General features: G+C 65.5%; 28 protein-coding genes. 12 read left to right on the top strand and 16 right to left on the bottom strand.

The genetic code is table 11. The annotated features are described in order from the left end of the window. Positions 1 to 363: 363 nt before the first annotated feature. The 3 genes from ACT3SZ_RS11200 to glyA form a co-directional block, all read right to left on the bottom strand. Positions 364 to 663: a hypothetical protein gene (locus ACT3SZ_RS11200; RefSeq protein WP_444618630.1), complete on the bottom strand. Its 300-nt coding sequence runs from the start codon at positions 661 to 663 to the stop codon at positions 364 to 366. Between the two features lie 493 nt (positions 664 to 1,156). Further along, a complete protein-coding gene (locus ACT3SZ_RS11195; RefSeq protein WP_444618628.1) occupies positions 1,157 to 1,741 on the bottom strand; it encodes an isochorismatase family protein in 585 nt (194 codons plus the stop codon). Positions 1,742 to 1,762: 21 nt separating this feature from the next. Further along, entirely contained in the window at positions 1,763 to 3,070 is a 1,308-nt protein-coding gene (glyA, locus tag ACT3SZ_RS11190; protein WP_444618626.1) for a serine hydroxymethyltransferase, read from the bottom strand. 131 nt (positions 3,071 to 3,201) lie between these two features. Between glyA and coaA the strand changes: the two genes are divergently transcribed. After that, positions 3,202 to 4,131 (top strand): type I pantothenate kinase, encoded by a 930-nt coding sequence (coaA, locus tag ACT3SZ_RS11185; protein ID WP_444618625.1) that lies wholly within the window; start codon positions 3,202 to 3,204, stop codon positions 4,129 to 4,131. A gap of 17 nt (positions 4,132 to 4,148) precedes the next feature. Here coaA and ACT3SZ_RS11180 read toward each other — a convergent pair whose 3' ends face one another. The 3 genes from ACT3SZ_RS11180 to mca are packed head-to-tail and all read right to left on the bottom strand — an operon-like array spanning position 4,149 to position 6,088. Beyond that, entirely contained in the window at positions 4,149 to 4,904 is a 756-nt protein-coding gene (locus ACT3SZ_RS11180) for an isoprenyl transferase (protein ID WP_444618624.1), read from the bottom strand. Then, entirely contained in the window at positions 4,901 to 5,257 is a 357-nt protein-coding gene (locus ACT3SZ_RS11175) for a hypothetical protein (RefSeq protein WP_444618623.1), read from the bottom strand. The genes ACT3SZ_RS11180 and ACT3SZ_RS11175 overlap by 4 nt, the downstream gene beginning before the upstream one ends. A gap of 36 nt (positions 5,258 to 5,293) precedes the next feature. Further along, positions 5,294 to 6,088 carry a mycothiol conjugate amidase Mca gene (gene mca / locus ACT3SZ_RS11170; RefSeq protein ID WP_444619029.1) on the bottom strand — a complete coding sequence of 265 codons (795 nt, stop codon included), beginning with the start codon at positions 6,086 to 6,088 and terminating at the stop codon, positions 5,294 to 5,296. A 257-nt stretch (positions 6,089 to 6,345) separates the two neighbouring features. Between mca and ACT3SZ_RS11165 the strand changes: the two genes are divergently transcribed. Both ACT3SZ_RS11165 and greA read left to right on the top strand, forming a co-directional pair. Beyond that, a complete protein-coding gene (locus ACT3SZ_RS11165) occupies positions 6,346 to 6,780 on the top strand; it encodes a DUF4307 domain-containing protein (RefSeq protein WP_444618622.1) in 435 nt (144 codons plus the stop codon). A gap of 189 nt (positions 6,781 to 6,969) precedes the next feature. Further along, positions 6,970 to 7,491, top strand: a complete 522-nt coding sequence (gene greA, locus ACT3SZ_RS11160) for a transcription elongation factor GreA (RefSeq protein WP_301442766.1) — start codon at positions 6,970 to 6,972, stop codon at positions 7,489 to 7,491. A 109-nt stretch (positions 7,492 to 7,600) separates the two neighbouring features. Here greA and ACT3SZ_RS11155 read toward each other — a convergent pair whose 3' ends face one another. Next, the gene (locus ACT3SZ_RS11155; RefSeq protein ID WP_444618621.1) at positions 7,601 to 8,491 is read right to left on the bottom strand and encodes a Bax inhibitor-1/YccA family protein; all 891 of its coding nucleotides are present in this window, start codon (positions 8,489 to 8,491) and stop codon (positions 7,601 to 7,603) included. 206 nt (positions 8,492 to 8,697) lie between these two features. On the opposite strand from ACT3SZ_RS11155, the gene ACT3SZ_RS11150 reads away from it, so the two are divergent. Next, positions 8,698 to 10,281 (top strand): succinic semialdehyde dehydrogenase, encoded by a 1,584-nt coding sequence (locus ACT3SZ_RS11150; protein ID WP_444618620.1) that lies wholly within the window; start codon positions 8,698 to 8,700, stop codon positions 10,279 to 10,281. 16 nt (positions 10,282 to 10,297) lie between these two features. Here the strand turns inward: ACT3SZ_RS11150 and ACT3SZ_RS11145 are convergent, their stop codons facing one another. After that, positions 10,298 to 10,987, bottom strand: coding sequence for an SDR family oxidoreductase (locus tag ACT3SZ_RS11145; RefSeq protein WP_444618619.1), 690 nt, complete (start codon positions 10,985 to 10,987; stop codon positions 10,298 to 10,300). 105 nt (positions 10,988 to 11,092) lie between these two features. Between ACT3SZ_RS11145 and ACT3SZ_RS11140 the strand changes: the two genes are divergently transcribed. Further along, the gene (locus ACT3SZ_RS11140; protein WP_444618618.1) at positions 11,093 to 11,353 is read left to right on the top strand and encodes a hypothetical protein; all 261 of its coding nucleotides are present in this window, start codon (positions 11,093 to 11,095) and stop codon (positions 11,351 to 11,353) included. Positions 11,354 to 11,364: 11 nt separating this feature from the next. Here the strand turns inward: ACT3SZ_RS11140 and ACT3SZ_RS11135 are convergent, their stop codons facing one another. The 4 genes from ACT3SZ_RS11135 to ACT3SZ_RS11120 form a co-directional block, all read right to left on the bottom strand. Continuing rightward, positions 11,365 to 12,687 (bottom strand): threonine/serine exporter family protein, encoded by a 1,323-nt coding sequence (locus tag ACT3SZ_RS11135; RefSeq protein ID WP_444618617.1) that lies wholly within the window; start codon positions 12,685 to 12,687, stop codon positions 11,365 to 11,367. A 31-nt stretch (positions 12,688 to 12,718) separates the two neighbouring features. Then, positions 12,719 to 13,186 carry a DUF4442 domain-containing protein gene (locus ACT3SZ_RS11130; protein ID WP_444618616.1) on the bottom strand — a complete coding sequence of 156 codons (468 nt, stop codon included), beginning with the start codon at positions 13,184 to 13,186 and terminating at the stop codon, positions 12,719 to 12,721. A gap of 95 nt (positions 13,187 to 13,281) precedes the next feature. Then, positions 13,282 to 14,019 (bottom strand): ABC transporter permease, encoded by a 738-nt coding sequence (locus ACT3SZ_RS11125; RefSeq protein WP_444618615.1) that lies wholly within the window; start codon positions 14,017 to 14,019, stop codon positions 13,282 to 13,284. 8 nt (positions 14,020 to 14,027) lie between these two features. Continuing rightward, positions 14,028 to 15,035, bottom strand: coding sequence for an ABC transporter ATP-binding protein (locus ACT3SZ_RS11120; RefSeq protein ID WP_444618614.1), 1,008 nt, complete (start codon positions 15,033 to 15,035; stop codon positions 14,028 to 14,030). A 151-nt stretch (positions 15,036 to 15,186) separates the two neighbouring features. Here ACT3SZ_RS11120 and ACT3SZ_RS11115 point away from each other — a divergent pair, with 151 nt between their 5' ends. Then, the gene (locus ACT3SZ_RS11115; protein WP_444618613.1) at positions 15,187 to 16,494 is read left to right on the top strand and encodes an MFS transporter; all 1,308 of its coding nucleotides are present in this window, start codon (positions 15,187 to 15,189) and stop codon (positions 16,492 to 16,494) included. Here the strand turns inward: ACT3SZ_RS11115 and ACT3SZ_RS11110 are convergent. Next, positions 16,469 to 17,386 carry a helix-turn-helix transcriptional regulator gene (locus ACT3SZ_RS11110; protein WP_444618612.1) on the bottom strand — a complete coding sequence of 306 codons (918 nt, stop codon included), beginning with the start codon at positions 17,384 to 17,386 and terminating at the stop codon, positions 16,469 to 16,471. The genes ACT3SZ_RS11115 and ACT3SZ_RS11110 overlap by 26 nt on opposite strands. Positions 17,387 to 17,526: 140 nt before the next feature. Between ACT3SZ_RS11110 and ACT3SZ_RS11105 the strand changes: the two genes are divergently transcribed. The 5 genes from ACT3SZ_RS11105 (at position 17,527) to ACT3SZ_RS11085 (ending at position 22,340) form a co-directional block, all read left to right on the top strand. After that, positions 17,527 to 18,552 carry a zinc-dependent alcohol dehydrogenase family protein gene (locus ACT3SZ_RS11105; protein ID WP_444618611.1) on the top strand — a complete coding sequence of 342 codons (1,026 nt, stop codon included), beginning with the start codon at positions 17,527 to 17,529 and terminating at the stop codon, positions 18,550 to 18,552. A 470-nt stretch (positions 18,553 to 19,022) separates the two neighbouring features. After that, the gene (locus ACT3SZ_RS11100) at positions 19,023 to 19,757 is read left to right on the top strand and encodes an RES family NAD+ phosphorylase (RefSeq protein WP_444618610.1); all 735 of its coding nucleotides are present in this window, start codon (positions 19,023 to 19,025) and stop codon (positions 19,755 to 19,757) included. Between the two features lie 181 nt (positions 19,758 to 19,938). Continuing rightward, complete coding sequence (locus ACT3SZ_RS11095) at positions 19,939 to 21,159, top strand: MFS transporter (protein ID WP_444618609.1); 1,221 nt, start codon at positions 19,939 to 19,941, stop codon at positions 21,157 to 21,159. A gap of 171 nt (positions 21,160 to 21,330) precedes the next feature. Next, entirely contained in the window at positions 21,331 to 21,675 is a 345-nt protein-coding gene (locus tag ACT3SZ_RS11090) for a hypothetical protein (protein WP_444618608.1), read from the top strand. Positions 21,676 to 21,992: 317 nt separating this feature from the next. Continuing rightward, a complete protein-coding gene (locus ACT3SZ_RS11085) occupies positions 21,993 to 22,340 on the top strand; it encodes a hypothetical protein (RefSeq protein WP_444618607.1) in 348 nt (115 codons plus the stop codon). Here ACT3SZ_RS11085 and ACT3SZ_RS11080 read toward each other — a convergent pair. The 3 genes from ACT3SZ_RS11080 to ACT3SZ_RS11070 all read right to left on the bottom strand — a co-directional run bounded on the left by ACT3SZ_RS11080 (position 22,297) and on the right by ACT3SZ_RS11070 (position 24,006). Continuing rightward, positions 22,297 to 22,683: a hypothetical protein gene (locus tag ACT3SZ_RS11080; RefSeq protein ID WP_444618606.1), complete on the bottom strand. Its 387-nt coding sequence runs from the start codon at positions 22,681 to 22,683 to the stop codon at positions 22,297 to 22,299. The genes ACT3SZ_RS11085 and ACT3SZ_RS11080 overlap by 44 nt on opposite strands. A gap of 544 nt (positions 22,684 to 23,227) precedes the next feature. Beyond that, positions 23,228 to 23,620 carry a hypothetical protein gene (locus ACT3SZ_RS11075; protein ID WP_444618605.1) on the bottom strand — a complete coding sequence of 131 codons (393 nt, stop codon included), beginning with the start codon at positions 23,618 to 23,620 and terminating at the stop codon, positions 23,228 to 23,230. Next, positions 23,617 to 24,006, bottom strand: a complete 390-nt coding sequence (locus ACT3SZ_RS11070; RefSeq protein ID WP_444618604.1) for a hypothetical protein — start codon at positions 24,004 to 24,006, stop codon at positions 23,617 to 23,619. Before ACT3SZ_RS11070 ends, ACT3SZ_RS11075 begins: the two co-directional genes overlap by 4 nt. Before the next feature lie 90 nt (positions 24,007 to 24,096). Between ACT3SZ_RS11070 and soxR the strand changes: the two genes are divergently transcribed. Next, positions 24,097 to 24,549 carry a redox-sensitive transcriptional activator SoxR gene (gene soxR / locus ACT3SZ_RS11065; protein ID WP_301443167.1) on the top strand — a complete coding sequence of 151 codons (453 nt, stop codon included), beginning with the start codon at positions 24,097 to 24,099 and terminating at the stop codon, positions 24,547 to 24,549. Positions 24,550 to 24,651: the final 102 nt, after the last annotated feature.

Genomic DNA, 24,651 nt, shown 5'->3' with positions numbered 1-24,651 from the left:
GTAGCCTGAATAATTCCACTTGAACCTTATCTTGCGAGTAGGTGAACCATTCACCGCATTATAATTTCATACTATCCAATCCGCATCTACTCGAAGGTTCCCACTCCTTGACCAACGTGAAGTTTCATGTTGGGTCGCTCTCAAGCCGGCCCGATCGGAACCAACTAAGGCGGACCACTTACGACTAGATACACCTCGAGTTTCTTTCCATGAATGACACCACACAGACGGCGCAGACGTGACAGTGAAAAACTACGTTTCGGTATAAGCCCCGGAAGGGTACACGTCTGAATTCGTGGCCGAGACACGCGAAACAAGTAGGCAGAGGTCACATTGCAGAATATCTACGGAGCCATCCTGCGCCTAGTTTCTTCCGTCGCGAATCGCGGTGCGGTCCTCGGTGCGCCACCGGCGGTTACGCATGGCATTGGTGGTTAGGGGAACTCCGCTGCGACTCATCTCCGCGTACGAAATTTTGTGATTGTATGCGTCGAGAAAAGCGCGCCCGGTCATCTCTCGAGCCATCTCTAGACGCTTCTCTAATTCCGCCTCGACTTCGAGAAGGGTTAAGATTTCGGCCACCCAGTCTCCAACGGTGCGGTCGCGGAGGTCCTCCCCCTTTCGGTGCGCAAAGGCTTCCTCTTGTGCTTCATCCCAATCCATGTTGACGATTGTGCCAGATGCCTTTCCCTCTCGTGCAACGCCCCCAATCTTCAATAGCCCTGAAGCTGGGCAGGGTGATTTCACCTCGGCATATTGGCTACCTTCATGAGGTCAGAAGCCCACTGCTGAATCTTGCACCGTGACCGCTCTAGTGAAGATTGTCTTCTCGAAGGCCTTTGAACATCGCAATGCCCTAAGCTCAGGCTCAAGTTTAGCGTTTCAGCCAAAGAGGCGCCTACGCTCGAGTCTGACGGGTCAACCGAATAGGAATCGTCTAACTTCTCTCATGGGCCGCGAGCTCAGCAAGAGAGGCCATCGGCGTTGGCTGATCGCACCGATGTCATGCAAGTTACGATGACTGCGAGCAGACTCGGTGGTGTCGATCCAACTGAGGAAGAGTCGACTACGCTTATAGGGTGAGGAGTAATGCCCACCCATCCCCTCTCCCTTCATTCTCCTTCCAGCCTCCCGGGTTGCGGTGTGTCCGATTGGCTCACGCCACGGTGACCCCCACATAGGCCATCTGCTCCACGGCCACCGCCCCTCCGGTTACGGTCACCGGTGAGCACAACTCACTGAGCAGCTCCACTGTGAAGCCCTCCGCCACCGCGTCGAGGGCCGTGGCACGCACACAGAAGTCTGTGGCGATGCCACACACCGTCACCTCCGTGACGCCGCGTGAGCGCAGCCACGCCGCCAGGCCGTCCTCCCCCGCACCGTCCTCCAGGTGCCCTTCAAAACCGGAGTACGCCGCGGTGTACTCCCCCTTCAGGAACCACGCGTCCACGAGCGACGCGTCCAGCGCCGGGTGCAGTTGCGCCCCATGCGTACCGGCCACGCAGTGCACCGGCCAGGTCTCCTCAAAATCGGGTTCGACCCCGTCGGGCGCGAAGTGCCCGGCGGGGTCGATGTGCCAGTCCTTCGTCCCCACGACGACGCCGTAGCGCTCGCCGTGGGCACGCAGGTGTTGCGTGATCGCCGCCGCGACGTCCGCCCCCTTCTCCGTACCCAGGGAGCCCCCTGGGCAGAAGTCGTTCTGGACGTCGACGACGATCAGTGCCCGGTGTGCAGCGTTCATGACGCCAACACTAGAGCCGGGTTAGTTGATCTTCCAGTCCTCCAGCCCCGGGTACAGGGGGAAGTCCGCGGCAATCTTGTCGACGCGGGCGCGCAGCGCCTCGGTATCGGCCGCCTTGCCGGCGGCGAGGGCGGTGCCGATCACGTCGGCGACCTCGGTGAACGCCGCAGCGTCCAGACCGCGGGACGCCAGAGCGGACGTACCGATACGCAGGCCGGAGGTGACCATCGGCGGGCGCGGGTCGAAGGGCACGGCATTGCGGTTGACGGTGATGCCGACCTCGTGGAGCAGGTCCTCGGCCTCCTGGCCGTTGAGCTCGGAGTTGCGCAGGTCGGCCAGGACGAGGTGGACGTCCGTGCCGCCGGTGAGGACCTGCACGCCGGCGTCGGCGGTGTCCTTGGCGGTGAGGCGCTCGGCGAGGATCTTCGCACCCTCGAGGGTGCGTGCCTGGCGGTCGCGGAAGTCGTCCGTCTGGGCGACCTTCATCGACACGGCCTTCGCCGCGACGACGTGCATCAGCGGTCCGCCCTGCTGGCCCGGGAAGACTGCGGAGTTGAGCTTCTTGGCCCACTCCTGCTTCGCCAGGATCATGCCGGAACGCGGTCCGCCCAGGGTCTTGTGCACGGTGGTGGAGACCACGTCGGCGTAGGGCACCGGCGAGGGGTGCAGATCGGCGGCGACGAGGCCGGCGAAGTGGGCCATGTCCACCCACAGCTTCGCCCCGACCTCGTCGGCGATCTCACGGAACGCGGCGAAGTCCTGGTGACGCGGGTAGGCCGACCAGCCGCCGATGATCACGGCCGGCTTCTCCTTGATGGCCTGCTCGCGGACCTTGTCCATGTCCAGGCGGAAGGTCTCCGGGTCGACCTCGTAGGCGGCGACCTCGTAGAGCTTGCCGGAGAAGTTCAGCTTCATGCCGTGGGTGAGGTGACCACCGTGGGCCAGGGAGAGGCCCATGATCTTGTCGCCGGGGTTGGCCAGGGCCATCAGGACCGCGGCGTTGGCCTGTGCGCCGGAGTGCGGCTGCACGTTGGCGAACTCGGCGCCGAAGACGGCCTTGGCACGGTCGCGGGCCAGATCCTCGATGACGTCGACGTGCTCGCAGCCACCGTAGTAGCGGCGTCCGGGGTAGCCCTCGGCGTACTTGTTCGTCAGAACGGAGCCCTGCGCCTGGAGGACCGCACGGGGAACGAAGTTCTCGCTCGCGATCATTTCCAGGGTGTCCCGCTGGCGGGAGAGTTCGCCGGCGATGGCCGCGGCCACCTCCGGATCGAAGTCCGCCAGTTCAGCGTTGTGCTGGGACTGGTCTGGGTGGTTCGTCTGGCTCATGGGGTGGATCGCCTTTCACGTCGGGCCGCACTGGATCAGATCAATCACGAAACATCATAACCTGACACACCCGCGGGCATTGCTGGCGGGTGATTGGCCCCACATGGTGCCGGGGTAGCACAATAGCCTCCATGCCAGCCCGTAACTCCGACGAGTACTCCCCCTACATCGAGCTCGACCGGTCGCAGTGGCAGTCATTGCGACGCTCCATGCCCCAGGTCCTGAGCTCCGAGGAGCTCGAGGAATTGCGCGGTATCGGTGAGGACATCGACATGGACGAGGTCAGCGAGGTCTATCTCCCGCTGTCCCGGATGATCGACCTGCGCTTCGAGGCGATCCGGCAGCTCAACCGCGCCACGGAGACCTTCCTGGGCGAGGACATGCCCCATGTGCCCTTCATCATCGGCGTCTCCGGGTCCGTGGCGGTGGGCAAGTCGACGACCGCCCGCCTGCTCCAGGTCCTCCTGCAGCGCTGGGAGTCCCGCCCGCGGGTGGACCTGATCACCACCGACGGTTTCCTCTACCCGGCCGATGAACTCAACAAGCGGCACATGATGGGCCGCAAGGGGTACCCGGAGAGCTACGACCAGAAGGCCCTGCTCAACTTCGTCACCGCGGTGAAGTCGGGCGCACCTCGGGTTCCGGCTCCGGTGTACTCCCACGAGAAGTATGACCGGCTCGACGAGGTGCACGTCGTCGACCGCCCGGACATCCTCATCGTCGAGGGGCTCAACGTGCTGCAGACGGGGCCCACGTTGATGGTCTCCGACCTCTTCGACTTCTCGGTCTACGTGGACGCCGCCCGCGGCGACATCGAACGCTGGTACGTGGAGCGCTTCCTGAAACTGAAGAACACCGCCTTCCGCAAGCCGGACGCCCACTTCCGCTACTACGCGGCGTTGAGCGACGATGACGCGTTGGTCGTCGCCCGCGAGATCTGGCAGACAGTGAACCTGCCGAACCTGGTGGAGAACATCCTTCCCACCCGGGTGCGCGCCTCCCTGGTCCTGCGTAAGGGCCCCGACCACCTGGTGGAGTCGGTGCGGATGCGCAAGATCTAGGCGCTATTTTGCGCGTCCTACTTGCCGTAGCGGCGTTCGCGCACGGAGAAGTCGCGCAGCGCGCGCAGGAAGTCCAGGCGGCGGAACGCCGGCCAGTAGGTGTCGGTGAACCAGATCTCGGAGTACGCCGACTGCCACAGCAGGAAGCCGGACAACCGCTGTTCGCCGGACGTCCTTATCACCAGGTCCGGGTCCGGTTGGCCCGAGGTATAGAGGTGGTCGCCGATAGCGCCGTCGGTGATGTGCGCGCTCATCTCCTCCGGCGCGATCCCCTTGCTCGCGAGCTCGTCGACGAGCTTCTGGACGCCGTCGACGATCTCCTGCCGTCCGCCGTAGCCGACGGCGATGTTGACGTGCACCCCGGTGTGGTCGGCCGTCCGCGCCTCGGCATGACGCATGCGCTCGCGCAGCTCGTCGGGGATGAGGTCGAGCCGGCCCATGACGTGCAACCGGAAGCGTCCTTTGGCGGCGGCGAGTTCGTCGGAGACGTCGCCGATGATCCGCATCAGCAGACCGAGCTCCTCGGCGCTGCGCCGCAGATTCTCGGTACTGAGCAGGTAGACGGTCACCGACTCGATGTCTTGTTCGTCGCACCAGTCGACGACCTCGACGATCTTCTTCGCCCCCACCCGGTGACCGTGGGAGACGTCGGTGAATCCGTTCTCGCGGGCCCACCGGCGGTTGCCGTCGCACATGATGGCGACGTGCTTAGGCCGCCGACGGCCCTTCAGCTCACGCTGCAGTCGTCGCTCATAGAGCGAGTAGAGAATCACCGCTGGTCGCCACCTGCATCTTCTTCGTCGGCGGGACGCCCGGCACGTTCGGCGGCGTTGCGGCGAGTGTTCTCCACGTCCGCTGCGTCCTCCTGGGCCATCCGCCTATCGATGGTGTCGATGTCGAACGGGTCGATGCCATTGGCCTCGGCGAAGTCACGCCGCTTGTGCATCTTGCGCATCCTGCGGTTGAACAGGTACCCCAGGGCGAGGATGACGACGAGCAGGCCCACGATCACCAGCAGACCGACGGGTGCCGCCTTACCGAACTCCGGGCCCTGCGGGCCGCGGTTGACCTGTTCCTGGGCAACCAGGGAGACGGTGGAGGTTAGGGACGGGGAAACCGTGATCATGTCTTCAGAGCCTATCGAAGGTAGCGGCCGTCAGCCTCATTCGGGCACGACGCCGGCGAAAAGGTCGTCCTCGGGCGGGGAGGTCTCCACCCGGGACTTGGCGAGCTCGAACTCCTCGGTGGTCCACACCTGCTGTTGCAGGGTGGTCGGCACAGCGAAGAACGGGCCCTCGGGATCGATCTGGGTGGCGTGCGCCCGCAGGGCGTCGTCCCGACGCTCGAACCACGGCGCGCACTCCACGCGAGTGGTCACGCGCGGCATGATGTCCGGCATATCCTTCCACCGGTCCAACGCCACGGTGGCGCTGTCATCGCCGGACTCGAGGCTGGCCTGTGCCAGCAACTCGAATCGGCGCTTGATGAAACCGTGCGTGTAGTACACCTTCTGCACCTCCCACGGGCGCCCGACTTCCGGGTGGTAGTCGGGGTCGGCAGCGGCGTCGTAGGCGCGCATGCTCACCGCGTGGGTCTTGATGTGGTCGGGGTGGGGGTACCCGCCGTTCTCGTCGTAGGTGATGACCACGTGCGGACGGAAGTCCCGAATCACCCGGGTGAGTTCCAGGGTGATCGCCTCGGTGTCCTCGAGTGCGAAGCAGCCCTCCGGCAGCGGGGGCAGCGGGTCGCCCTCCGGCAGCCCGGAGTCCACGTAGCCCAGCCACCGGTGGGAGACGCCGAGGATGTCGGCGGCCTTCGCCATCTCCTGACGGCGCACGTCGTTCATGTTGTCCACGACGCCGGGGACGTCCATCTTCGGATTCAGGATGCTGCCGCGTTCGCCACCGGTGCAGGTGAGCACCATGACTTCCACGCCTTCATCGGCGTAGCGTGCCATCGCCGCCGCGCCCTTGCTGGACTCGTCGTCCGGATGGGCATGGATGGCCAGGAGCCTCAGGCCCTGACCGGGACGGCCCTGGGCGGTTGTGCTGTCTGTGCTGCGGTCGGGAGCTCCTTCGCTCACTGGTCGCACCCCTTACGGTTGTCGTCTATGTGGTCTGTTTCGGTCAACTCTCCCATTCAACGCTTCCGGCCGGGGTGCGTCCAATCCGTCCGACTGGCTATTCCATGGTGGCAGGGCCTACGATTTGTGGAATGAGCAAGGCGACCTACGGTTCCTCCCGTCAACAGGGTGTGAGCGGCAAGTTCATCGTTATCGGCATCGTGATCCTGTTGATCGCGGTCGGTGTCTACGTGTTCTCGCAGTTCCGCAATAGCACCAGTGCCGAGGCCACCGGCGACGCCGCGGGCCACGAGCTCGTCGGCGACGACACCCTGCGGATGACCGTCGACATCACGCGCGACGATACCGACAAGCCCGCCTACTGCATCGTCACCGCCCTCGACCAGTCGCGCGCGGAGATCGGACGCCGCGAGGCGGTAGTCGCCGCCGGCGGCACGTCCAGCACCCGCCTGGTCGTCGACATCCCGACATCAGGACGTCCCGTCGCGCCCGACGTATACGGCTGCTCGACGGTCTTCCCCGACTACCTCGACTCCGAACACACCTCCGGCATCGACGAAGACTGACGAAGACTGACGGTGTTGTGACGGTAGCCTGACGGCACGGGGGAATCACCCGAATCCCCCTGGTGGTACACTGTGCCCCGACAACTGTGCCGTGGGGACTGCCCCGCGGCTTTTCCCGAACGACCTCAGACCCTGTCCGGCAAAACAGGCCGAACACTGTGGTCTACCTGCAGGAGGACGCGAACGCTCATGGCTGACAATCAGACGACCTGGCTCACCCAGGAATCCTTCGACCGGCTCAACGACGAGCTCAACGCACTGAAGGCGAATCGTCCTGCTCTGGCCGCCGAGATCAACGAGCGCCGTGAAGAGGGTGACCTCAAGGAGAACGGCGGCTACCACGCCGCCCGCGAGCAGCAGGGCCAGGAGGAGGCCCGCATCGCCTACCTCGAGGAGCTGCTGGACAGCGCCACCATCGGCGAGGCCCCGCAGGAGTCCGGCGTGGCCCTGGTCGGTTCCGTGGTGCACATCTACTACGACGGCGACGAGGACGACAAGGAGACCTTCCTGATCGGTACCCGTGGTCTGGAGTCCTCCAACCCCGACCTGGAGACCTACTCCACCGACGCCCCGCTGGGTGCCGCACTGATCGGCGCCAAGGAGGGTGAGTCCCGCGAGTACAAGAGCCCGACGGGTGACACGATCACCGTGACCCTGGTCAAGGCGGAGCCCTACGACCCGGATCGCGACGTGCCGCGCGCTGAGCAGTAGGACGCGACGGGCCAGTATCGGCCCCAGTGGCCACACACAAGAACCGCCCCACCGGAGAGGATCCGGTGGGGCGGTTCTTGTGTGTCACCCGAGGGTGACGCCGTGGCTGCTAGTCCCTGTTGAAGTAGGACAGCAGTCGCAGGATCTCGGTGTAGAGCCAGACCAGGGTGACGGCCAGGCCGAGGGCAACGCCCCAGGAGTAGCGGGACGGGGCGCCGGCACGGATCATCTTGTCCGCCTGGTCGAAGTCGGCGAGGAAGCTCATGGCTGCCAGGCCGATGCAGACCAGGGAGAAGATGATGGCGAGCGGGCCACCATCGCGAAGCATGCTGTTCTCGCCAGTGATCATGGCGTAGACGAAGTTACCGAGCACCAGCACCAGGACACCGACCATGGCGCCGAGCAGCATCTTGGTGAACTTCGGGGTCACGCGGATCGCGCCGGTCTTGTAGACGATCAGCATGCCGGCGAACACGCCGATGGTGCCGAGCACGGCCTGGAAGATCATTGCGCCAGCGTTGGCACCGCCGCTGAACTCCACGCTGGTGAACATAAAGGAGAAGCCACCAACGAAGAGGCCCTCGAAGGCCGCGTAGACCAGGGTGACTACCGGGGAGCCGTACTTCTTTCCGAAGGCGGAGATCAAGACGGCAATCAGACCGCCGACGGCGCCGACGAGGGTCAGCGTCATCGCCAGGCCCTGGTTGCTCTGCGCAATCATGAAGTTCACTGCGGCCATGACCACGATGACCGCCAGGGTGATGCCGGTCTTGGTGACCACGTCGTCGATGGTCATCGGGCGGTCAGCACTACCGGTCTGGGCACCGTAATTCGGGGACTGCTGGTAGCCGGGCTGCTGCTGGGTCTGCTGACCCTGCTGGCCCCACTGCTCCCCCGCGGACTGGTAGCCCTGCTGGTATGCGGCGGACTGCCCCTGGCGGCCCTGCCCGGAGCCCTCCGACTGGGCCAGCGAACTCATAAAGGGGTTTGAACTTCTCACGACGTCTTTGTCCTTCCGTCACATTCTCTATGTCTGTGTCCCCCGCGGCCCCACCTGGGCCGGCCGTCGTCGCCGACGCCGACGTCCCGAGTGAACGCGGTTACTGCTGTACACCATATCAACGTACAGACCCCGCCCCGTGTTCCCGTAGGCGTGATTACACAATTCCGCGACGTGCTCCCCCATTCTTCGATACTGTGCTTCACATGACGAAAAAGACCCTGGCAACCGGCCCCCTTCCCGACGCCCTGGCGTCCGAGCTCCGGGCCCTCACCGTAAACGCAGCCACCGGAAGCATCGACAACGGCGACCGCCTCGAGATCGAGGGCCCGTTCACCGGCGAGACCATCGGCTGGGTCGGCCGCGGCACGGAAGACGACGTCGACGAGGCGTTCCGTCGTGCCCGCGCGGCCCAGACGCGGTGGGCTCAGGTCGACCCGAAGAAGCGCGGGAAGATCCTGCTCAAGTTCCACGACACCCTGCTCAAGAACCAGAAGATGATGATGGACATCATCCAGCTGGAAACCGGCAAGTCGCGTGACTCCGCCTACGAGGAAGTGATCCACTGCGCGATCACCGCCCGTTACTACGGCAACCAGGTGCACAAGCTCCTCAAGCCGAAGCACCGTGCAGGTGTGATGCCGGTGCTCACCAAGACCACCGAGCGCCACCTGCCCAAGGGCGTCATCGGCCAGATCAGCCCCTGGAACTACCCGCTGACGCTGGCCCTGTCGGACGCGCTGCCCGCCCTCGCCGCCGGCAATGGGCTCGTCGCCAAGCCGGACTCCTCCACCCCGTTCTCCGCGCTGTACGCCTTCAAGCTCCTCTTCGAGTCCGGCATGCCCCGCGGTCTCGTGCAGCTGGTGACCGGCCCGGGCCGCGTGGTGGGTAACTCCATCGCCGAGCAGTGCGACCACCTCATGTTCACCGGCTCCACGGAGACCGGCAAGAAGCTCGGCGAGATCGCCGGACGTCGCCTCATCGATTACTCCGCCGAGCTCGGCGGCAAGAACCCGATGATCATCACCGGCGACGCCGATCTGGACAAGATCATGCCCACCGTGCTGACCGGCTGCTTCTCCAACTCCGGTCAGCTGTGCGTGTCCATCGAGCGCATCTACGTGCACAAGGATCGCTACGACGCCTTCGTCCCGAAGTTCGCCCAGGCCACCAAGGACCTGCGGCTCGGCTCCGGATTCGACTGGAACATCCAGATGGGTTCACTCAGCGGTGCCAGCCAGATGTCCACGGTCGAGAAGATGGTGGACGACGCGGTCGACAAGGGTGCCACCCTCGTCGCCGGCGGCAAGGCGCGTCCGGACCTGGGGCCCTACTTCTACGAGCCCACCGTCTTCACCGACGTCTCTGAGGAGGCGGACATCAAGCGCGGCGAGGTCTTCGGCCCCGTCGTCTACGTCGAGAAGGTCGATTCCCACGATGAGGCCGTGGAGAAGGCCAATGACACCAACTACGGCCTGAACTCCGCTGTCTTCGGCCCCTCGAAGACCGCCACCGGCATCGCCGAGCGACTGTTCTCCGGCACGGTGAACATCAACGACGGCTACGCCGCCGCCTTCGCCTCGGTGGACAACGAGATGGGCGGCACCGGCGAGTCCGGACAGGGACGTCGCCAGGGTGCCCACGGTCTGCTGAAGTACACCGAGACCCAGAACGTCACCGACGAGCGCGTCCTGCCGATCCGCGGCCCAGAGTTCCTCAAGCCGCGCGCCTACGCCGCGGTGATGACCGTCCTGCTGCTCGCCGGCAAGACCTTCAAGATCCTGAAGTAGCGTTCAGCAGTAAGTCTCAGCCGCGGACCGGGCGGACGGACACCTCCTCGATGATCGCCTCGTCGGTGGTGTCCACCGCCAGGCGAACCGCCGCGGCCACCGACGCCGGGGCGACGTAGCGCGTCCCGTCGTAGTCGATATTGCCGCGTCCCTCCTGAAGAGCCACCTGCATATCCGTGTCGACGCGGCCCGGGTGCACGGAACTGACCCGCACCTGGCCGCGTTCCTCCTCGCGGAGGGCGTCCGTGACGGCCCGCAGCGCGAACTTCGTCCCGGAGTAGGGGCCTTGGGCCGCCCCGGAGCGGAAGCCGGAACCCGAGTTGATCGCGACCACCGTGCCGCTGGCCGCCCGCAGTGCGGGCAGGAGCAGCCGGGTGAGCTCGGCGACGCCGAAGACGTTCACCGCGAACATCTTCTGCCAGGTCTCCCAGCCCGTCTCCCCGACCGTGGACTCGCCGGCCAGCCCCGCGGAGTGGACCAGCACGTCCAACCGGTTCAGCCCGGCCTCCCCTGCCTCACCGTCCTGCAGGCGCTCCACGGCCCGCGCGATCGATGCCGGGTCGCTGAGGTCCACGTCCGCACTGGACCAGGAGATCACCCGGTGCGTGCGTGAGAGGTCCTCGACGATGGCCGCCCCGATCCCCCGCGAGCCGCCGGTGACGAGGGCCAGTGGTCTAGTCTGTTCAGTTCCTGTCGTGGTGTCCATGCCCTACGAGAGTAACGGGCGTTACGTATGCTCGTAGATACCCCTGGGCACACCGCCCCACGGGGCTCGAAGTCTCAAGTTCACGCACCGTGAAAGGACACCGTCATGTTCGGTACCGCCATCACCACCCTGATCCTCGGCGCGCTCTCCGGCGCCGGTGCCTGGTTCGCCTGGGACCAGAATCGCAAGAGCCTGTCAGTGGCGCTGACCATCCTCACGCTCATCCTCGCGGTCATCGCTATCTCCACCGCTTTCGCCGGTGCCGTGGCGCTGATCGTCAAGCTGCTGCCGATCGTGCTGATCGTGCTCGTCGGCTGGCTCGGCATCAAGCAGCTGCAGAACAAGAAGTCCAAGCCCAGCGCCTGAGAATCACGCGGTCACCGGGGCGTCACTGCATCTGCGGTGTCTGCCCGCCGTGCCCGCCGGAACTCCCGCGTCCTGTTGGCCACGAAGGCACCGAGTGCCGTCCCGGTGCCGATCGCCACGCTCACGGTCATCGCGGACACGAAGTGCTCCGCCCCGGACTCCCCGCCCATCACCTCGAGGATTCCGGAGACTACCGCAATGCCGGGCAGGATCGCACCGGTGACTCCCATCAGCGCGAAGACGTGGTCGGGGTAACCCGTGCGTACCGCCATCACCACCGACAAGGCGCCCAGGACGGTCGCCGCCCCGGCGGCCGCCCACACGGTGGACGCACCGGCGACGACCAGGAGGAACTGGTTGACCACACCGGTCACCACGCCGATGGTCACCGCCGGCAACGCCAACCGCAGCCAACCGCCGTTGGCGAAGGCATTGGCCAACGCCCCGAGCCCGGAGAACACCAACGCCAGGTACCAGGGCAGCCCCGGAACATCGCTGATCAACGGGTGATCCATGTCCAACACCTCCCCGAGGGTGAACACGTAGACCCCGCCGATCGCCAGGCCGAACGCGGTGACCACCACGCTGCCTGCACGGGTCACCGCCGACAGGTAGTCGCCGTCGATAACGTCCGTCATCGCACCGATGACCTGGGGCAAGGGGATGATCAACAGCCAGTTCACCGCGATCGCCGCGGCTGCCGCCACCGGGTCGAGCACGTCGACAAGCACCAGTACGGTCGCCAGGGTGCCGGCGATCGCGGACTTGATCACGGTGGAGAACAACTCCGGCATCCGGAACTTCCCCAATGCCTGACCACAGAAGGCCGTGACCAACTGCACTCCGGCCGCGGCGAACCACGCTTGCCAGCCCACCCCGAGCTGCATCGAGATCACGAAGGCGAGCATGGTTGTGCCGCCAGCCACCGCCCACCACGGAGTGCTGATCGCCCGCAGCCGGGTGACCTGCTCGTGCAGTGAGTGGATGCTGCGATCGGTGGGGCCGGACCTGTCCTCCCCCTCCCCGATGATTTCCTCGGCCAGCCGGTGCAGCTGCCAGGAACGGGTGCAGTCAATGAGGTCCAGCGCCTTCGCCGAGGTCGTGACCGTCACCGTGCCGCTGTCCGGCAGGGAGGCCTCGACGATGACGAGGCGTCCGACGGTGGTGAAGTGGAACCCCACCAGCCCGCGAACTTCCGCGCACTGCTTCAGCGTCTCCCCGACCCGCCACCCGGGCTGCCCGGATTCCAGGAAGCCGCACCCCAGGTCGGCGAGCAGGCCTAATTGATCACGGATGTGCTTCGCGCCAGCACGGTCCGCCGGAGTTGTGTCCATGGCTACGCAGTCTAAGCCACGCCGGGCACTTTCAGTCTTCGCTGCGCGGAGGCTTGAGTCTGAAGTAGACCCGACTGCGCACGCTGGCGACCACATCGCCCTTCTCGTCGGTGATGTCGGTATCGAACCAGTGGAGGTACTTCGAGCCGTCGGCGGTCTTCTCCCGGATGAGGTCGAAGGTCTCATCGTCGGTCCGCATGTCGGCGACGATCCGCCCGCGGCCGGGCTTGCGGTAGACCACGTGGGACTCCACGTCCCACACGTTGTAAGCCCCACCCAAGCGGGTCAGTCCCATGAACAGGTAGAACCCGTCCGTCATGGTCTGGATCGTGCCACCGAAGGCGGTACCGACCAGGTTCGCGTTGATACGGCGCGGACGGTGCGAGGTGATCACCCGGGAGCCGTCGTTGGCGATGTAGTTGATGCGAATACCCGAACCGAGGTAGGGCGGGAAGACCCCCAGGAGGGTCTTCAGTTGGCGCGGACTCGGCTTCAGCATGGGCCCTCCGTGGAGTGGTCGGTACAGTGCGGGATCCCGACGATGATAGAACGCCACACCTCCCCCGCGCGGGCGTTCCGCATACTTCAAGGAAACTACCGGACGTCCGCCGTCGCGTTACGCCACAGACCGACCCCGCCGAGGACCACAAACCAGCCGATGATGATCAGGTAGCAGACCGCCGGGGCGATTCCGAGGCCGAGCTGGTCGGCCCCGCTGATCAGCTGGTCCTGACGCTGGACCGGGGCGATCGCGGCGAGGGGCCGGAAGGCCTCGAACTGTTCGGCGGCGAAGCCCACCATGCCGTCGATCAGCAGGATCCAGGCGGCGGGCACGGCGACCGCGCCGACCTGACTACGGATCACGCAGGCCAGGCCCACGCTCGCCGCGGCGAACAACACCGAGCTGATCAGCGGCACATAGGCCGCACTGGCACCGGCACCGAGTTCGAGCCCGGAGCCCAGCACCGCGGCGACGCCAAGGGACAGCAGCACCCCCACCACGTAGAACACCGCGACGAAGACGGCGGTGACCAGCATCTTCGCCACCACCCATTGCCAGCGTCCTGCTTGGGTCACAAAAGCCTGGGCGTGCATGTGGTTCCGGATGTCGCCGGCGGTGGAGGAGGCGGCGAAGATCACCGCGATGAGCAGGAAGATCTGGTAGCCGAAGGTGATCGTCGCCCAGTCGAAACCGGGGCGGTCGCCGAAGACGCCCATCAGGGCGACTGGTCCGAACAAGGACCCTGCCATCAAGATGGCGTACACCAGCGTGGCCCGGACGCTGAACAGTTTGGTGGTCTCGGAGCGCAGGGATGTGAGCAGTGTATTCATGGGTGGTTCTACTTTCCGGTGGTCAGGAGGGTGGTCTCGGCACTATCGGTACCGTCGGCACTGTCGGTCCGATACTCCTGGGCGTCGGCGGTGGCTGCCAGGAAGCGCGACTCCAGGTCCTCGCTCTGCGCGTGCAGTCCGGTGACCAGGACGCCCGCGGTGAGGGCGGTCTCGGCGACGGCGCGTCGCACCACCACGTCGCCGACCCCGTCGGGGACGTCCACGGTGATCCGGGAGCCGGACGCCCGGTCGGCGTCCTTCCCCACGGCGTAGCCGGCGGTGAAACCGGCGGTAGCCAGCGCGGAGCACAGCGTCCTCCCGGCGCGGGCGTCGGTGGTCTCGACGAGCACGTGGGCGCCGCCGGCGAGGAACTCGTCCATCGAGTACTCACCGATCATGCGGCCCTTGCCGATCACGACCAGCCGGCCGGCGGTCTGCTGCATCTCGGAGAGCAGGTGGGAGGACACCAACACGGCCCGCCCCTCCCCCGCCAGGGCGCGGATGGTGTGTCGCATCCAGCTGACGCCCTCGGGGTCGAGCCCGTTGACCGGCTCGTCGAGAACCAGGTGCGCCGGGTCGCCCAGCAGCGCTCCGGCGAGACCGAGACGCTGCTTCATGCCGAGCGAGTAGCCGCCGACCTTCTTATCCCCGGCGGCGGTCAGGCCCACCAGCTGCAGGCATTTCTCTACGCGGGAATCGGGGATCCCCGCGCCGCGCGCCAGCACTTTCAGGTGGGAGCGTCCGCTGCGTCCGGGCGTGAACCAGGTGGCCTCCAGCAGGGCGCCGGCGGTGGCGGGCTTGTCGGCGATGCTCCTGAACTCCTGCCCGTCGAACTCGGTGTGCCCGGCGGTGGGGCGGTCGAGTCCGAGCATGCAGCGCATCGTGGTGGACTTGCCGGCACCGTTGGGGCCGAGGAAGCCGGTGACGGCGGCGTCCGGCACGCTGAAGGAGAGTTCCTCGATGGCCGGTGTACCGGAACGGCCGTACCTCTTCGACATCTTTTCTACTGTGATCATGGTTCCCAAGTCTTCTCCCCGGCCCCCTGCCGGCACATCGACCTGCGGGGGGATCTACGGGGACAGTTTGGGGTGCCGTACCTCATACCCAGGTATGAGCACGGGGCGTACTGTCGGCACGACATTTTCCCCGACCGAAAGGGTTCCCTGCGTGCCCACCACCCGACGCCGCCAGCGACGCCGCCAGTCGATGTTCGTCGCCGCCTTCGGCACGATCGTCGAGTGGTACGACTTCTCGATCTTCTTCTACGTCTCGGCGAGTCTGGCGAATACCTTCTTCAACGGCGACGACGGTTCCCTGCTGCTCACCCTCGCGCTCGGGGCGGCCGGCTTCGTATTCCGTCCCCTCGGCGCGATGGTCTTCGGGCACCTGGGTGACAGGATCGGACGCAAGTCGTCGTTGATCGTCTCGGCGTCGCTGATGGCGGTGGCGTTGGCGGGCATCGCGGTGATGCCCGGGTTCGACACCATCGGGATCTGGGGCGGGATCGGGGTACTGGTGCTGCGGTGCGTGGCCGGGTTCGCCGTGGGCGCGGAGTACACCGGCATCATGGTCTACCTGATGGAGTCGGCCAAAGACGGTCGCCGCGGGGTGGCGGCGAGCTGGGCGGCGGCGAACTCGGAGGTCGGCTCGCTGCTGGCGGTCGGTGGCGGCTACCTGATGGCGCGCTTCTTAAGCGCCGAGGACCTGGACGCCTGGGGGTGGCGCGTGCTCTTCCTCGTCGGTGCGTTGCTCGCCGCGGTGATGGTGCCGATGCGCCGGCTGATGGATGAGACGGAGACCTTCACCGAGGTCAAGGACACCGCGGAGAACACCGCGCGCTCCCCGCTGGTGACCGTGCTGAAGACCCATCCGCGTGCTGTGCTGGTGGCCTTCCTGGTGTCGTCGGTGGGTTCGGCGGCGTACTTCCTCAACATCACCAACGTGCCGACGTACCTGGAGACCACCGCCTCGATCGACAGTTCCACGTCCTTGTGGCTGGGCACGGTCGCCGCGGTGGTGGCGATCCTGGTGACGCCGCTGGCCGGTGTGGCGTCCGACCGTTTCGGACGACGCCCGGTGTTCATTCTCGTCGGCGTGGTCATCCTGGCCACGACGATCCCGGCGTACATGATGCTCGGCGGCGGGACGGGGTCGACGGCGCTACTCGGCGGCGCGCTGCTCGCCGTGCCGGCGGCGGGCTGGAGCGCGGTCGCCGCTTCGGCCGTCCCGGAGCAGTTCACCGCGGTGGGACGTTTCTCGGGCATGGCGATCGGCTACAACACCGCCACGGTGCTGTTCGGCGGGTTGTCGCCCTTCGTGGCGACGTGGCTGATGACGGTCACCGGTTCGCCTTACGCCCCAGCGTGGTACGCCGTGGCGATCATCGTATTCGCCGGGATCCCGATGCTGCTGCTCTTCCGGGACCGGGCGCGGGTGCCGCTCGCCGAGATCAACTCAGGTGCCGCGGACGGGTGACGTCGCCGAGTTCGGCGCCGGCCGCCCCAGTAGCCGCCCCGGTAGCGGCCCAGGACGCGAGCAACTTCATGGCGTCCTCAGACGGTGAGCCGGGTTCGGGGGCGTAGATCGTCCACGTCAGCCCGCGCTCGCCCTCCATGCGTAGCCCCTCGTAGGCCAGGGTCATCTCCCCGACTTCCGGGTGGTGGAAATGCTTGAAGCCGCTGCCGTGGTGACGCACGTCGTGGGCTCCCCACCGGGTGCGGAACTCGTCGCTACGGGTGCACAGTTCGCCGACGAGGTCGTGCAGCGCCTTGTTGTGGGGGTCGCGCGCGGCCTCGCTGCGCAGGATCGCCACGGTGATGTCGGCCATGCCCTCCCAGTCCGGGTAGAAGTCGCGGGCCCGGTCGTCGAGGAAGGCCTGCCGGGCGATATTCGGCGGGCCGGCGGGACGCCCCGGCATGTCGTAGAGCTGCGTGTAGAACGCCTTGGCCAGGGTGTTCGTGGCCAGCAGGTCCATCCGGCCGTTGCGCACGAAGGCGGGGCCGGCGGTCACGGCGTCCAGCGCCCACTGCAGGCCAGGCCCCGGCGTCCAGGTGCGCCCGTCGCGCCTCTTCGGGGGACGTGCCGTCGGCCCGGCGGCGTGGGCGAGGTCGAAGAGGTGGGCGCGTTCGGCATCGTCGAGGCGCAGGGCGCGCGCCAGGCTCTCCAAGACCTCGGGGGACGCACCGGCGACCGCGCCGCGTTCCAGTTTCGTGTAGTACTCCACGCTGACGCCGGCCAGCGCGGCAACCTCGCTGCGGCGTAGCCCCGGCACGCGCCGGTTCGTCCCCGCCGGAAGCCCCACCTCGCCCGGCGTGACCTTGGCTCGCCGGGTGGTGAGGAACTCCTTGACCTCCGCCTTATTCTCCATACCCCGAGCATAGGGCCCTCCTCTCCGCTGAGGGAGGTACCGCTGGTACCCCGCCCGGCAGGCTCTCCCACAGCCTCGCCGTAACTGGTTGACTCGACGGACAGTAAGGAAGACACGAACCTTCACGATTGGAGACCACCTTGCGTGCAGTCATCATGGACGCCCCCGGCCAGATCCGCGTCGGCGAGCGCGACGACCCCCGGATCATCGACCCGACGGACGCCGTCATCCGCATCACCGCGACCTGCATCTGCGGCTCGGACCTGTGGCCCTACCGGGGCGTGGAGCCGGCCGACCACCTGCACATGGGCCACGAGTACGTCGGTGTGGTCGAGGAGGTCGGCGACGCGGTGACCACCGTGGCACCCGGGGACCACGTGGTCGGCTCGTTCGTGATCTCCTGCGGCGAGTGCGAGATCTGCCGGTCCGGCTACCCGTCGAAGTGCGTCCACGCCGAGTTCGTGCACGGCGGCATCGGCACCCAGGCCGAGCGCGCGCGGATTCCCCACGCCGATGGCACGCTGGTGGCCACTCCCGGCGAGCCGGACGCGGACCTCGTTCCGTCCCTCCTGGCGGCGTCGGACGTCCTGGGTACCGGGTGGTTCGCCGCGGACGCCGCGGCCGTCGGCCCCGGCAAGACCGTCGCCGTGGTCGGCGACGGCGCGGTCGGCCTGATGGGTGTGCTGGCGGCGAAGGAGATGGGTGCCGAGAGGATCATCGCGATGTCGCGGCACGCTGAGCGCCAGGCGCTGGCGCGCGAGTTCGGCGCCACCGACATCGTCGAGGAGCGTGGGGACGCCGGGGTCGCGAAGGTCCGTGAACTGACCGGCGGCCTGGGCGCGCACAGCGTGATCGAGGCGGTCGGTACCCGCGAGTCCTTCATGCAGGCCATCCACTCGGCCCGCGGTGGCGGGCACATTGGTTTCGTGGGTGTAGCCCACGAAGGCGTGGACCTGCCGATGGATCAGGTCTTCTTTGCCGAGGTCCACCTGCACGGTGGCCCCGCCCCGGTGCGGCGCTACCTCCCGGAGCTCATCGCCAAGATCTGGGCCCGAGAGATCAACCCGGGCAAGGTCTTCGACCTCTCCCTGCCGATGGAGGACGCCGCCGAGGGCTACGCCGCGATGTCCGAGCGGCGTGCGACCAAGGTGATGCTGACGCTATGAGGGCCACCGACAGTGTGATCCTTCTTGTGATTTGAGGTGTGATACCCCTTGCACCTCGATCGTCGGGCCAGGATAATGGGGCACATGCAACCTCTACTCACTCCCGACGAGGAGATTCGTGCGCACGGCAGCGCCAATAGCCGCCTTCCGCGGGCTGTGTCGCGCCTGCGCGATCTTCTAGGTGCCAAATTGGTCGCCTACCTCGGAGGAGTCAAGGAGACGAGGGCTGTCACCCAGTGGGCAACCGGTGTTCGTGCCCCCTCGGCATCAGGCGAACGCCGAATTCGCGATGCCCTGCAGGTCGCAGAACTCATCGTTGAACATGAGGACCCCGGTGTCGCCAGGGCATGGTTTCAAGGTATGAATCCGCACCTGGATGACGTGGCTCCGGCCCGGTTCCTGAGGGAATCACCCGGCGGACAGGGCGGGCCCACCGTCTTGGCCGCGGCACGGTCGTTCCTCTCGAACCGATGAGTGACGAACGTCCACAGCTTGCGATCCACCAGGAGGACCGGGCGGTGTGGCGCGTGGGCCACCGCCCGGATCCTTGGGCGTGGGCACCCTGGAAGTACGCCGTCCGCGGTCGGTTCGGCGGCCGCTGGGATGATCCAGATGGCACATTCCGCACTGTATACGCAGGTGAAAGTCTTCTCGCTTGCCTATTGGAGGTCTTGGCCTGCTTCCGTCCGGATACGGCACTGTCAGCAGAACTGGACGCCATCGAGGACAACGATTCCGCCAAAGATCCGACACCTCGCCCGGGAGTAGTGCCTCGAAGCTGGGCACTGCGTCGATGTGTGGCAACGGCCCAGATGACGGGCCAATTCTGCGCCGTATCCCACTCGAAGAGCATCTCGGCACTACGAACTCTGTTTCTCGCAGACGCACGGAAATTGGGCCTGGACGATTTCGATGCTGCAGCGCTGCGGGATTCCCGTCCGCGAGAATTGACCCAGCGAGTCGCTGCACAGCTGTGGCAGACCACCGATCTCGATGGCGTCAGATACTCCTCACGCCACGGAGACGACCACATGCTGTGGGCTGTTTTCGAGCGTCATGACGATGGCGAGATTGCTCGGTGTCTGACCAAACGCTCAACGGGTGATCTCACACCCGATGACCCGAGCCTCATCGAGGCGTTCAAGATCCATCATCTGTCCTGGGAGGATCCGCCCGAGGAATCCTCGACGGCACCCCGCACCTGACGAGCGCACAGTGGACTGCGCAGCGACGGCATCCCGTCCCACAGGGAGGCCCTCGCGGTACCCCCACCAACCTGGACTCCTCGTCGGCCGCGGAACATGGTGCGATGTATGGCGGTCGTCCTCACCCGTGGTTATTGCGGCGACCCGCACACATCCCATGACAGAAAGACCTCCTCCCCGCATGTCGAGCCCCACTCCTCCACCGTCCACCGAATCGCGCCTGCCGTTCGTCACCTACGTCCTGGCGTCGGGCGTCTTCCTCATGGGCACCACGGAGTTCATCGTCGCCGGGATTCTCCCGGAGATCGCCGAGGACCTCAACGTGTCGGTCTCCGACGCCGGTCTTATGATCACCGTCTTCGCCATCGGCATGATCGTCGGCACCCCGGCCATGGCGGTGCTCACGCTCCGGCTCCCGCGGCGCGTGACCCTCTCCCTCGCGCTCCTGGTGTTCGCGGTAGGCCACATCATCGTGGCGTTGTCGTCGTTGATGCCGGTGATCCTGGCGGCACGTTTCCTGACCGCGCTCGCGACCGGAGCCTTCTGGGCCGTCGCCGCGGTGGTGGGTGCGCAAGCTGCGGGCCCGTCCCTGTCGTCGAAGGCGTTGGGCATCGTGCTCGGCGGCGGGATGCTCGCCAACGTCGTCGGCGTCCCATTGGGTTCCTTCGCCGGCCAGACCATCGGCTGGCGCGGCCCTTTCTGGATCCTCGCCGTGCTCGCGGTTCTCGGCGCACTCATCATCTTCCGTCAGGTCCCGCCCGATCCGCAGGACGCACCGGCGCCGTCCTTGCGCGCGGAACTGCGCGCCCTGCGCGACGGGCGCGTGTGGCTCGTGCTCGCAGGTTGCGCGGTGGTCTGCGGTTCCTCGCTGGCGGTGTACAGCTTCATCGCCCCGTTGTTGACCGACAACAGTGGACTGCCCGCCAGCGCCGTGCCACTCGTGCTCGTCGGCTACGGGATCGGGGCGTTCATCGGCTCGAACGTGGGTGGCAGCATCGGCGCACGTCGTCCATTCGCCTTGCTGTTCTTCTCCGCGGCGGCAACGTTCCTGGTGCTCGTCGCGCTGTTGCTGTTCTCGCATAACGCAGTGGTGACGGTCATTCTCGTCGCTCTGCTCGGTTTGTTCGGCATGTCCACCAACCCAGTGCTCATCGGCATGGCCGTGCGTTACGCGGACAAGGCACCGACGTTGGCATCGGCGATGGCGACCGCGGCTTTCAACTTCGGTACGGCTGTCGGCTCCTGGATCGCCGGGATGACGCTGGCCACGGCCATGGGCGCGAGCGGACCGGTGGCCGTGGGTACCTGCGTGGCCGCACTGTACGTGATCCCGTTGACGCTACTGCTCCGCCGCGAGCGTGCGGATCTTCGCCGACCCACGGTCGAGCCACTTCCGGGCTGACACACGCGCCCGGCAAAGAGGGACCCCAGCATTACCGGCCCTGGACGCATTGGCCGGGAGCCAGGCACGCCTGAGGTAGAATCAACGCTTGATCAGCGCACCGGGGACGCTGAACCCCCATTACCCGACAACTATGAAAAATCCGGGCTAGAAGAAGGTACCCCATAGATCATGACAGCAACTGGATTATCATTGGCAGTAATCCTGATTGTCGCCGCGGTATGCCCGATCACCATATACATAGTAAACGTAGAGAAGAAGGACTGCCAGTATCGACGACCGATAGCAGAAGCTATTTTCTTCAACTCGGTAGCCACTCTACTCATGCCACTTCCCGCATCGTTACTCCTCAACGGCTCTTCAAAGCATGTAGCAGGTCTATGTTTCGGAACTATACTTATCTTTATCGCGATGAGGTTCCGACTGGGACTTTCTCCGATACCACCATCGCCGCGCTATATCTGGAACGCAGAGAAAACGCTGTATAATGTCATCCTCAAGAAGGACCACCCATGACCACGGATAATGTGGCTCTTCGCGATACGGAGTGCATAGCTGACGGTGGGGCTGCTGCGATGTGGCACAACATATAGAGGCCCTGGCCGGTACAAGAAGAGAGTTGCGAAGCAATCATCTGAACCGAACCAGGACCCTAGAAGTGCACACTACTGGCAACCTCGTCGCTGACACCATCTGCCGCACCGCTGAAATCGGATTGACCATCACTGACGCCGCGGACGCCGGCCCCTTCACCGTCATCGACGCCGCCCCAGTGTCCGTCGACGACGTTCCTGGTGCTCGTCGCCCTGCTGCTGTTCTCACACAATGCCCTGGTGACGGTCATTCTCGTCGCCCTGCTCGGCCTGTTCGGCATGTCCACCAACCCAGTGCTCATCGGCATGGCCGTGCGCTACGCGGACAAGGCACCGACCTTGGCCTCGGCGATGGCGACCGCGGCCTTCAACTTCGGTACGGCCGTCGGCTCCTGGATCGCCGGCATGACTCTGGCCACGGCCATGGGCGCCAGCGGACCGGTGGCCGTGGTTATCTGCGTAGCCGCACTGTATGTGATCCCCTTGACGCTACTGCTATGCCGCGAGCGTGCAGATCTTCGCCGGGCTACATCCGACGAAGAGTCTACGGAGACACAAGGGACGCAATGCCTGCCCTGGCGACCCTGAAAAGTGAGGACAGAATCAGGGAGGCCGCGATCGCCACTATTACCGGCTCCCCGATACTCGCGCCGACTCCCCTGGTACTGAGTACGTAATACAAGAGCGCTGCGCCTACCGCTGCAATGATCGACGACGTTATCAGTCGGTAGCGATCCACGAACACATCGAGGATTATGGATAGTAGCGCCGATAGCGCTCCACACACCAGGAACATCGTATTCCACAGTCCGCGATCATCCACGCCAGCACCGGAAAGAGCGCCAGCGGCACCGCTCACGCCGAGAAGCGCCACCACCAGTTCGAGAACAGGGAGGCGAACGATCAGGAAGGACAGGCGTTCGCGTGTCATTGTGATTGCTCCTTGAGATTGAGGACTAAAGCCTACTGCGTGGCATCGCCAACTGCCATGTTGGACAATTTGTTCGAACTGAATATTTCGGTGTCCGAAGGCGACAGTAGGTTATTCGCCATGCAAACTGACGAGATCAATTCGGAGACATTCCCCACGTGTATGACCTGTGACCAGCCGGTAGTTCATGACCGGCGTACCGGAAGCTGGTTTCACCTCGACAGCCAGGGGCATCGCCTCAGGCATCAGGGACATCCAGCGAAGGGGCCCTGCCGCACTCCTGGGAAGAAGCGTTACAGAACTGCCCGCGAGGCCGCCAAAGACCTCGACGGCTACCGTAGCGGCGGCGTTATGGAAGGCGGTCGTCCCTACTATTGCGGGGCATGCAGGAGTTACCACGTGACCTCTCAGTCGCTCCGGCCCAACGGAAAGAAAGGCCGAGCTAGCGGGACCCTGGTACATGATCCGAAGCTTCGCCAGTACTTAGAAGAACTGGGGCGGCAGCAGCGAGAGCGGGAGGGCCGATAGGTATCGCACCGTCCACCTACACCCTGCCCTTTCGCCAGGCGATGACCGCGCTCACCACTCCCACCACGGCGAGGAGCGGGAAGAAGGCCAAATAGATCTCAACTGGAAGTGGCCCAAATAACTGCCTGTACTGTTCGCTTGACAGGAACTGCAGGCCGGGGAATCCGTGGCCGTCCGGATAAGGCATCGCTAGGCCGATCGGGTCCTCATGCGAGTTGTAGATCGTCGAAAACTGCGCGTCCAGGACCATCCCGATCGTGGAGACAATCCCGAACACCGCCACGGGGTAGCACACCCAGAACCAGGGAAAAGCCAGGTTCCTCTGGTCCTTCTGCCGCGCCCGCCGCGGCAGAATCACCGCACCAGTCATTGCGACCACCAGGATGCTGCCCAGGAAGACCCAACTCATATGCGCTGCTTCCGCCAGGCCCAAACCGACAACGCGAAACCCGCCACAGCGATCAGCGGGTAGGCGATTGGCGCCCACGGCATCCTGAGCAGATTCGCGGCAGCGGCATCCGACAACAAGGAACTGCCGTAGCCTTCGTCGGCATCTGCCAGCGGCATGTACATCGTCCACCCGAAATCAGCCCCGGTGCCGGCAGTCCACGGTAGCCAGGCCGCGATCCCCAGGGCGATCGCGAACACCGTCAGAGGGAATACGAGCCAGAACCACGGAAACCCGGGACGTTTCTGTTCTTCCGGTTCCAAGCCCCGGTAGGCGGCGCGCCGTGGGAGAACGGCACCGCCGACAAGCAGGACCACCAGGGCGGCGAAGATCAGCAACCACGTCATTCGTGCAGCATAACAGCCGGGCGTAGCATCGGAACGCACGGGAAACCTCATCCTCACTCGAGGTTTCCGGCGACGAAAGGCGGCCCTGACATGAACACCCACACCTCGAACGCCGACGAACTCCTGAGCATCGGCGAGACGAGCCGACGCACCGGCACCGCAGTCTCGGCGCTGCGCTACTACGAGGACCTCGGGCTGATCGCCTCGGTGCGCACCGGCGGCAACCACCGCCTCTACGCACGTCACATGCTGCGTCGGATCTCCCTCATCAGCGTCGCGAAGAACCTCGGCATCCCGCTGAAAAGCGTGCAGGACGCATTCAGCAGCGTCCCGTTGGACCGGGCACCCACGCACAAGGAATGGCAGGTGGCCTCGCGCAGGTGGAAGAAGGAGCTGGAGGAACGGCGCCGCGGCCTCGAACGCCTCGAAAGCGAGCTCACCAGTTGCATCGGCTGCGGCTGCCTCTCGCTGAAGGCCTGCACTCTGCTCAACCCGCAGGACGCTCTGGGCGCCACCGGGCAGGGCGCGCGCCGTCTCTCCTGACGGCGCGCCGCGTCCGGCTTGACCTCAAGTGCACTTGAGGTAATAGCGTGGTCCGCAGATCGACACCGACGAGAAGGAGCACGAACCATGACTGTCTACGAA

This window comes from Corynebacterium sp. AOP40-9SA-29, assembly GCF_052377405.1.
Lineage (GTDB): Bacteria > Actinomycetota > Actinomycetes > Mycobacteriales > Mycobacteriaceae > Corynebacterium.
The sequence above is the reverse complement of the archived record's forward strand: the minus strand, read 5'-3'. Positions and strand labels throughout refer to the sequence as shown.

Coding starts and splice junctions, on each gene's coding strand:
- ACT3SZ_RS11200 (WP_444618630.1), bottom strand. CDS start 663: ATGGATTGGGATGAAGCACAAGAGGAAGCCTTTGCGCACCGAAAGGGG.
- ACT3SZ_RS11195 (WP_444618628.1), bottom strand. CDS start 1,741: ATGAACGCTGCACACCGGGCACTGATCGTCGTCGACGTCCAGAACGAC.
- glyA (WP_444618626.1), bottom strand. CDS start 3,070: ATGAGCCAGACGAACCACCCAGACCAGTCCCAGCACAACGCTGAACTG.
- coaA (WP_444618625.1), top strand. CDS start 3,202: ATGCCAGCCCGTAACTCCGACGAGTACTCCCCCTACATCGAGCTCGAC.
- ACT3SZ_RS11175 (WP_444618623.1), bottom strand. CDS start 5,257: ATGATCACGGTTTCCCCGTCCCTAACCTCCACCGTCTCCCTGGTTGCC.
- mca (WP_444619029.1), bottom strand. CDS start 6,088: ATGGCACGCTACGCCGATGAAGGCGTGGAAGTCATGGTGCTCACCTGC.
- ACT3SZ_RS11165 (WP_444618622.1), top strand. CDS start 6,346: ATGAGCAAGGCGACCTACGGTTCCTCCCGTCAACAGGGTGTGAGCGGC.
- greA (WP_301442766.1), top strand. CDS start 6,970: ATGGCTGACAATCAGACGACCTGGCTCACCCAGGAATCCTTCGACCGG.
- ACT3SZ_RS11150 (WP_444618620.1), top strand. CDS start 8,698: ATGACGAAAAAGACCCTGGCAACCGGCCCCCTTCCCGACGCCCTGGCG.
- ACT3SZ_RS11145 (WP_444618619.1), bottom strand. CDS start 10,987: ATGGACACCACGACAGGAACTGAACAGACTAGACCACTGGCCCTCGTC.
- ACT3SZ_RS11140 (WP_444618618.1), top strand. CDS start 11,093: ATGTTCGGTACCGCCATCACCACCCTGATCCTCGGCGCGCTCTCCGGC.
- ACT3SZ_RS11135 (WP_444618617.1), bottom strand. CDS start 12,687: ATGGACACAACTCCGGCGGACCGTGCTGGCGCGAAGCACATCCGTGAT.
- ACT3SZ_RS11130 (WP_444618616.1), bottom strand. CDS start 13,186: ATGCTGAAGCCGAGTCCGCGCCAACTGAAGACCCTCCTGGGGGTCTTC.
- ACT3SZ_RS11125 (WP_444618615.1), bottom strand. CDS start 14,019: ATGAATACACTGCTCACATCCCTGCGCTCCGAGACCACCAAACTGTTC.
- ACT3SZ_RS11120 (WP_444618614.1), bottom strand. CDS start 15,035: ATGATCACAGTAGAAAAGATGTCGAAGAGGTACGGCCGTTCCGGTACA.
- ACT3SZ_RS11110 (WP_444618612.1), bottom strand. CDS start 17,386: ATGGAGAATAAGGCGGAGGTCAAGGAGTTCCTCACCACCCGGCGAGCC.
- ACT3SZ_RS11100 (WP_444618610.1), top strand. CDS start 19,023: ATGAGTGACGAACGTCCACAGCTTGCGATCCACCAGGAGGACCGGGCG.
- ACT3SZ_RS11095 (WP_444618609.1), top strand. CDS start 19,939: ATGTCGAGCCCCACTCCTCCACCGTCCACCGAATCGCGCCTGCCGTTC.
- ACT3SZ_RS11090 (WP_444618608.1), top strand. CDS start 21,331: ATGACAGCAACTGGATTATCATTGGCAGTAATCCTGATTGTCGCCGCG.
- ACT3SZ_RS11080 (WP_444618606.1), bottom strand. CDS start 22,683: ATGACACGCGAACGCCTGTCCTTCCTGATCGTTCGCCTCCCTGTTCTC.
- ACT3SZ_RS11075 (WP_444618605.1), bottom strand. CDS start 23,620: ATGAGTTGGGTCTTCCTGGGCAGCATCCTGGTGGTCGCAATGACTGGT.
- ACT3SZ_RS11070 (WP_444618604.1), bottom strand. CDS start 24,006: ATGACGTGGTTGCTGATCTTCGCCGCCCTGGTGGTCCTGCTTGTCGGC.
- soxR (WP_301443167.1), top strand. CDS start 24,097: ATGAACACCCACACCTCGAACGCCGACGAACTCCTGAGCATCGGCGAG.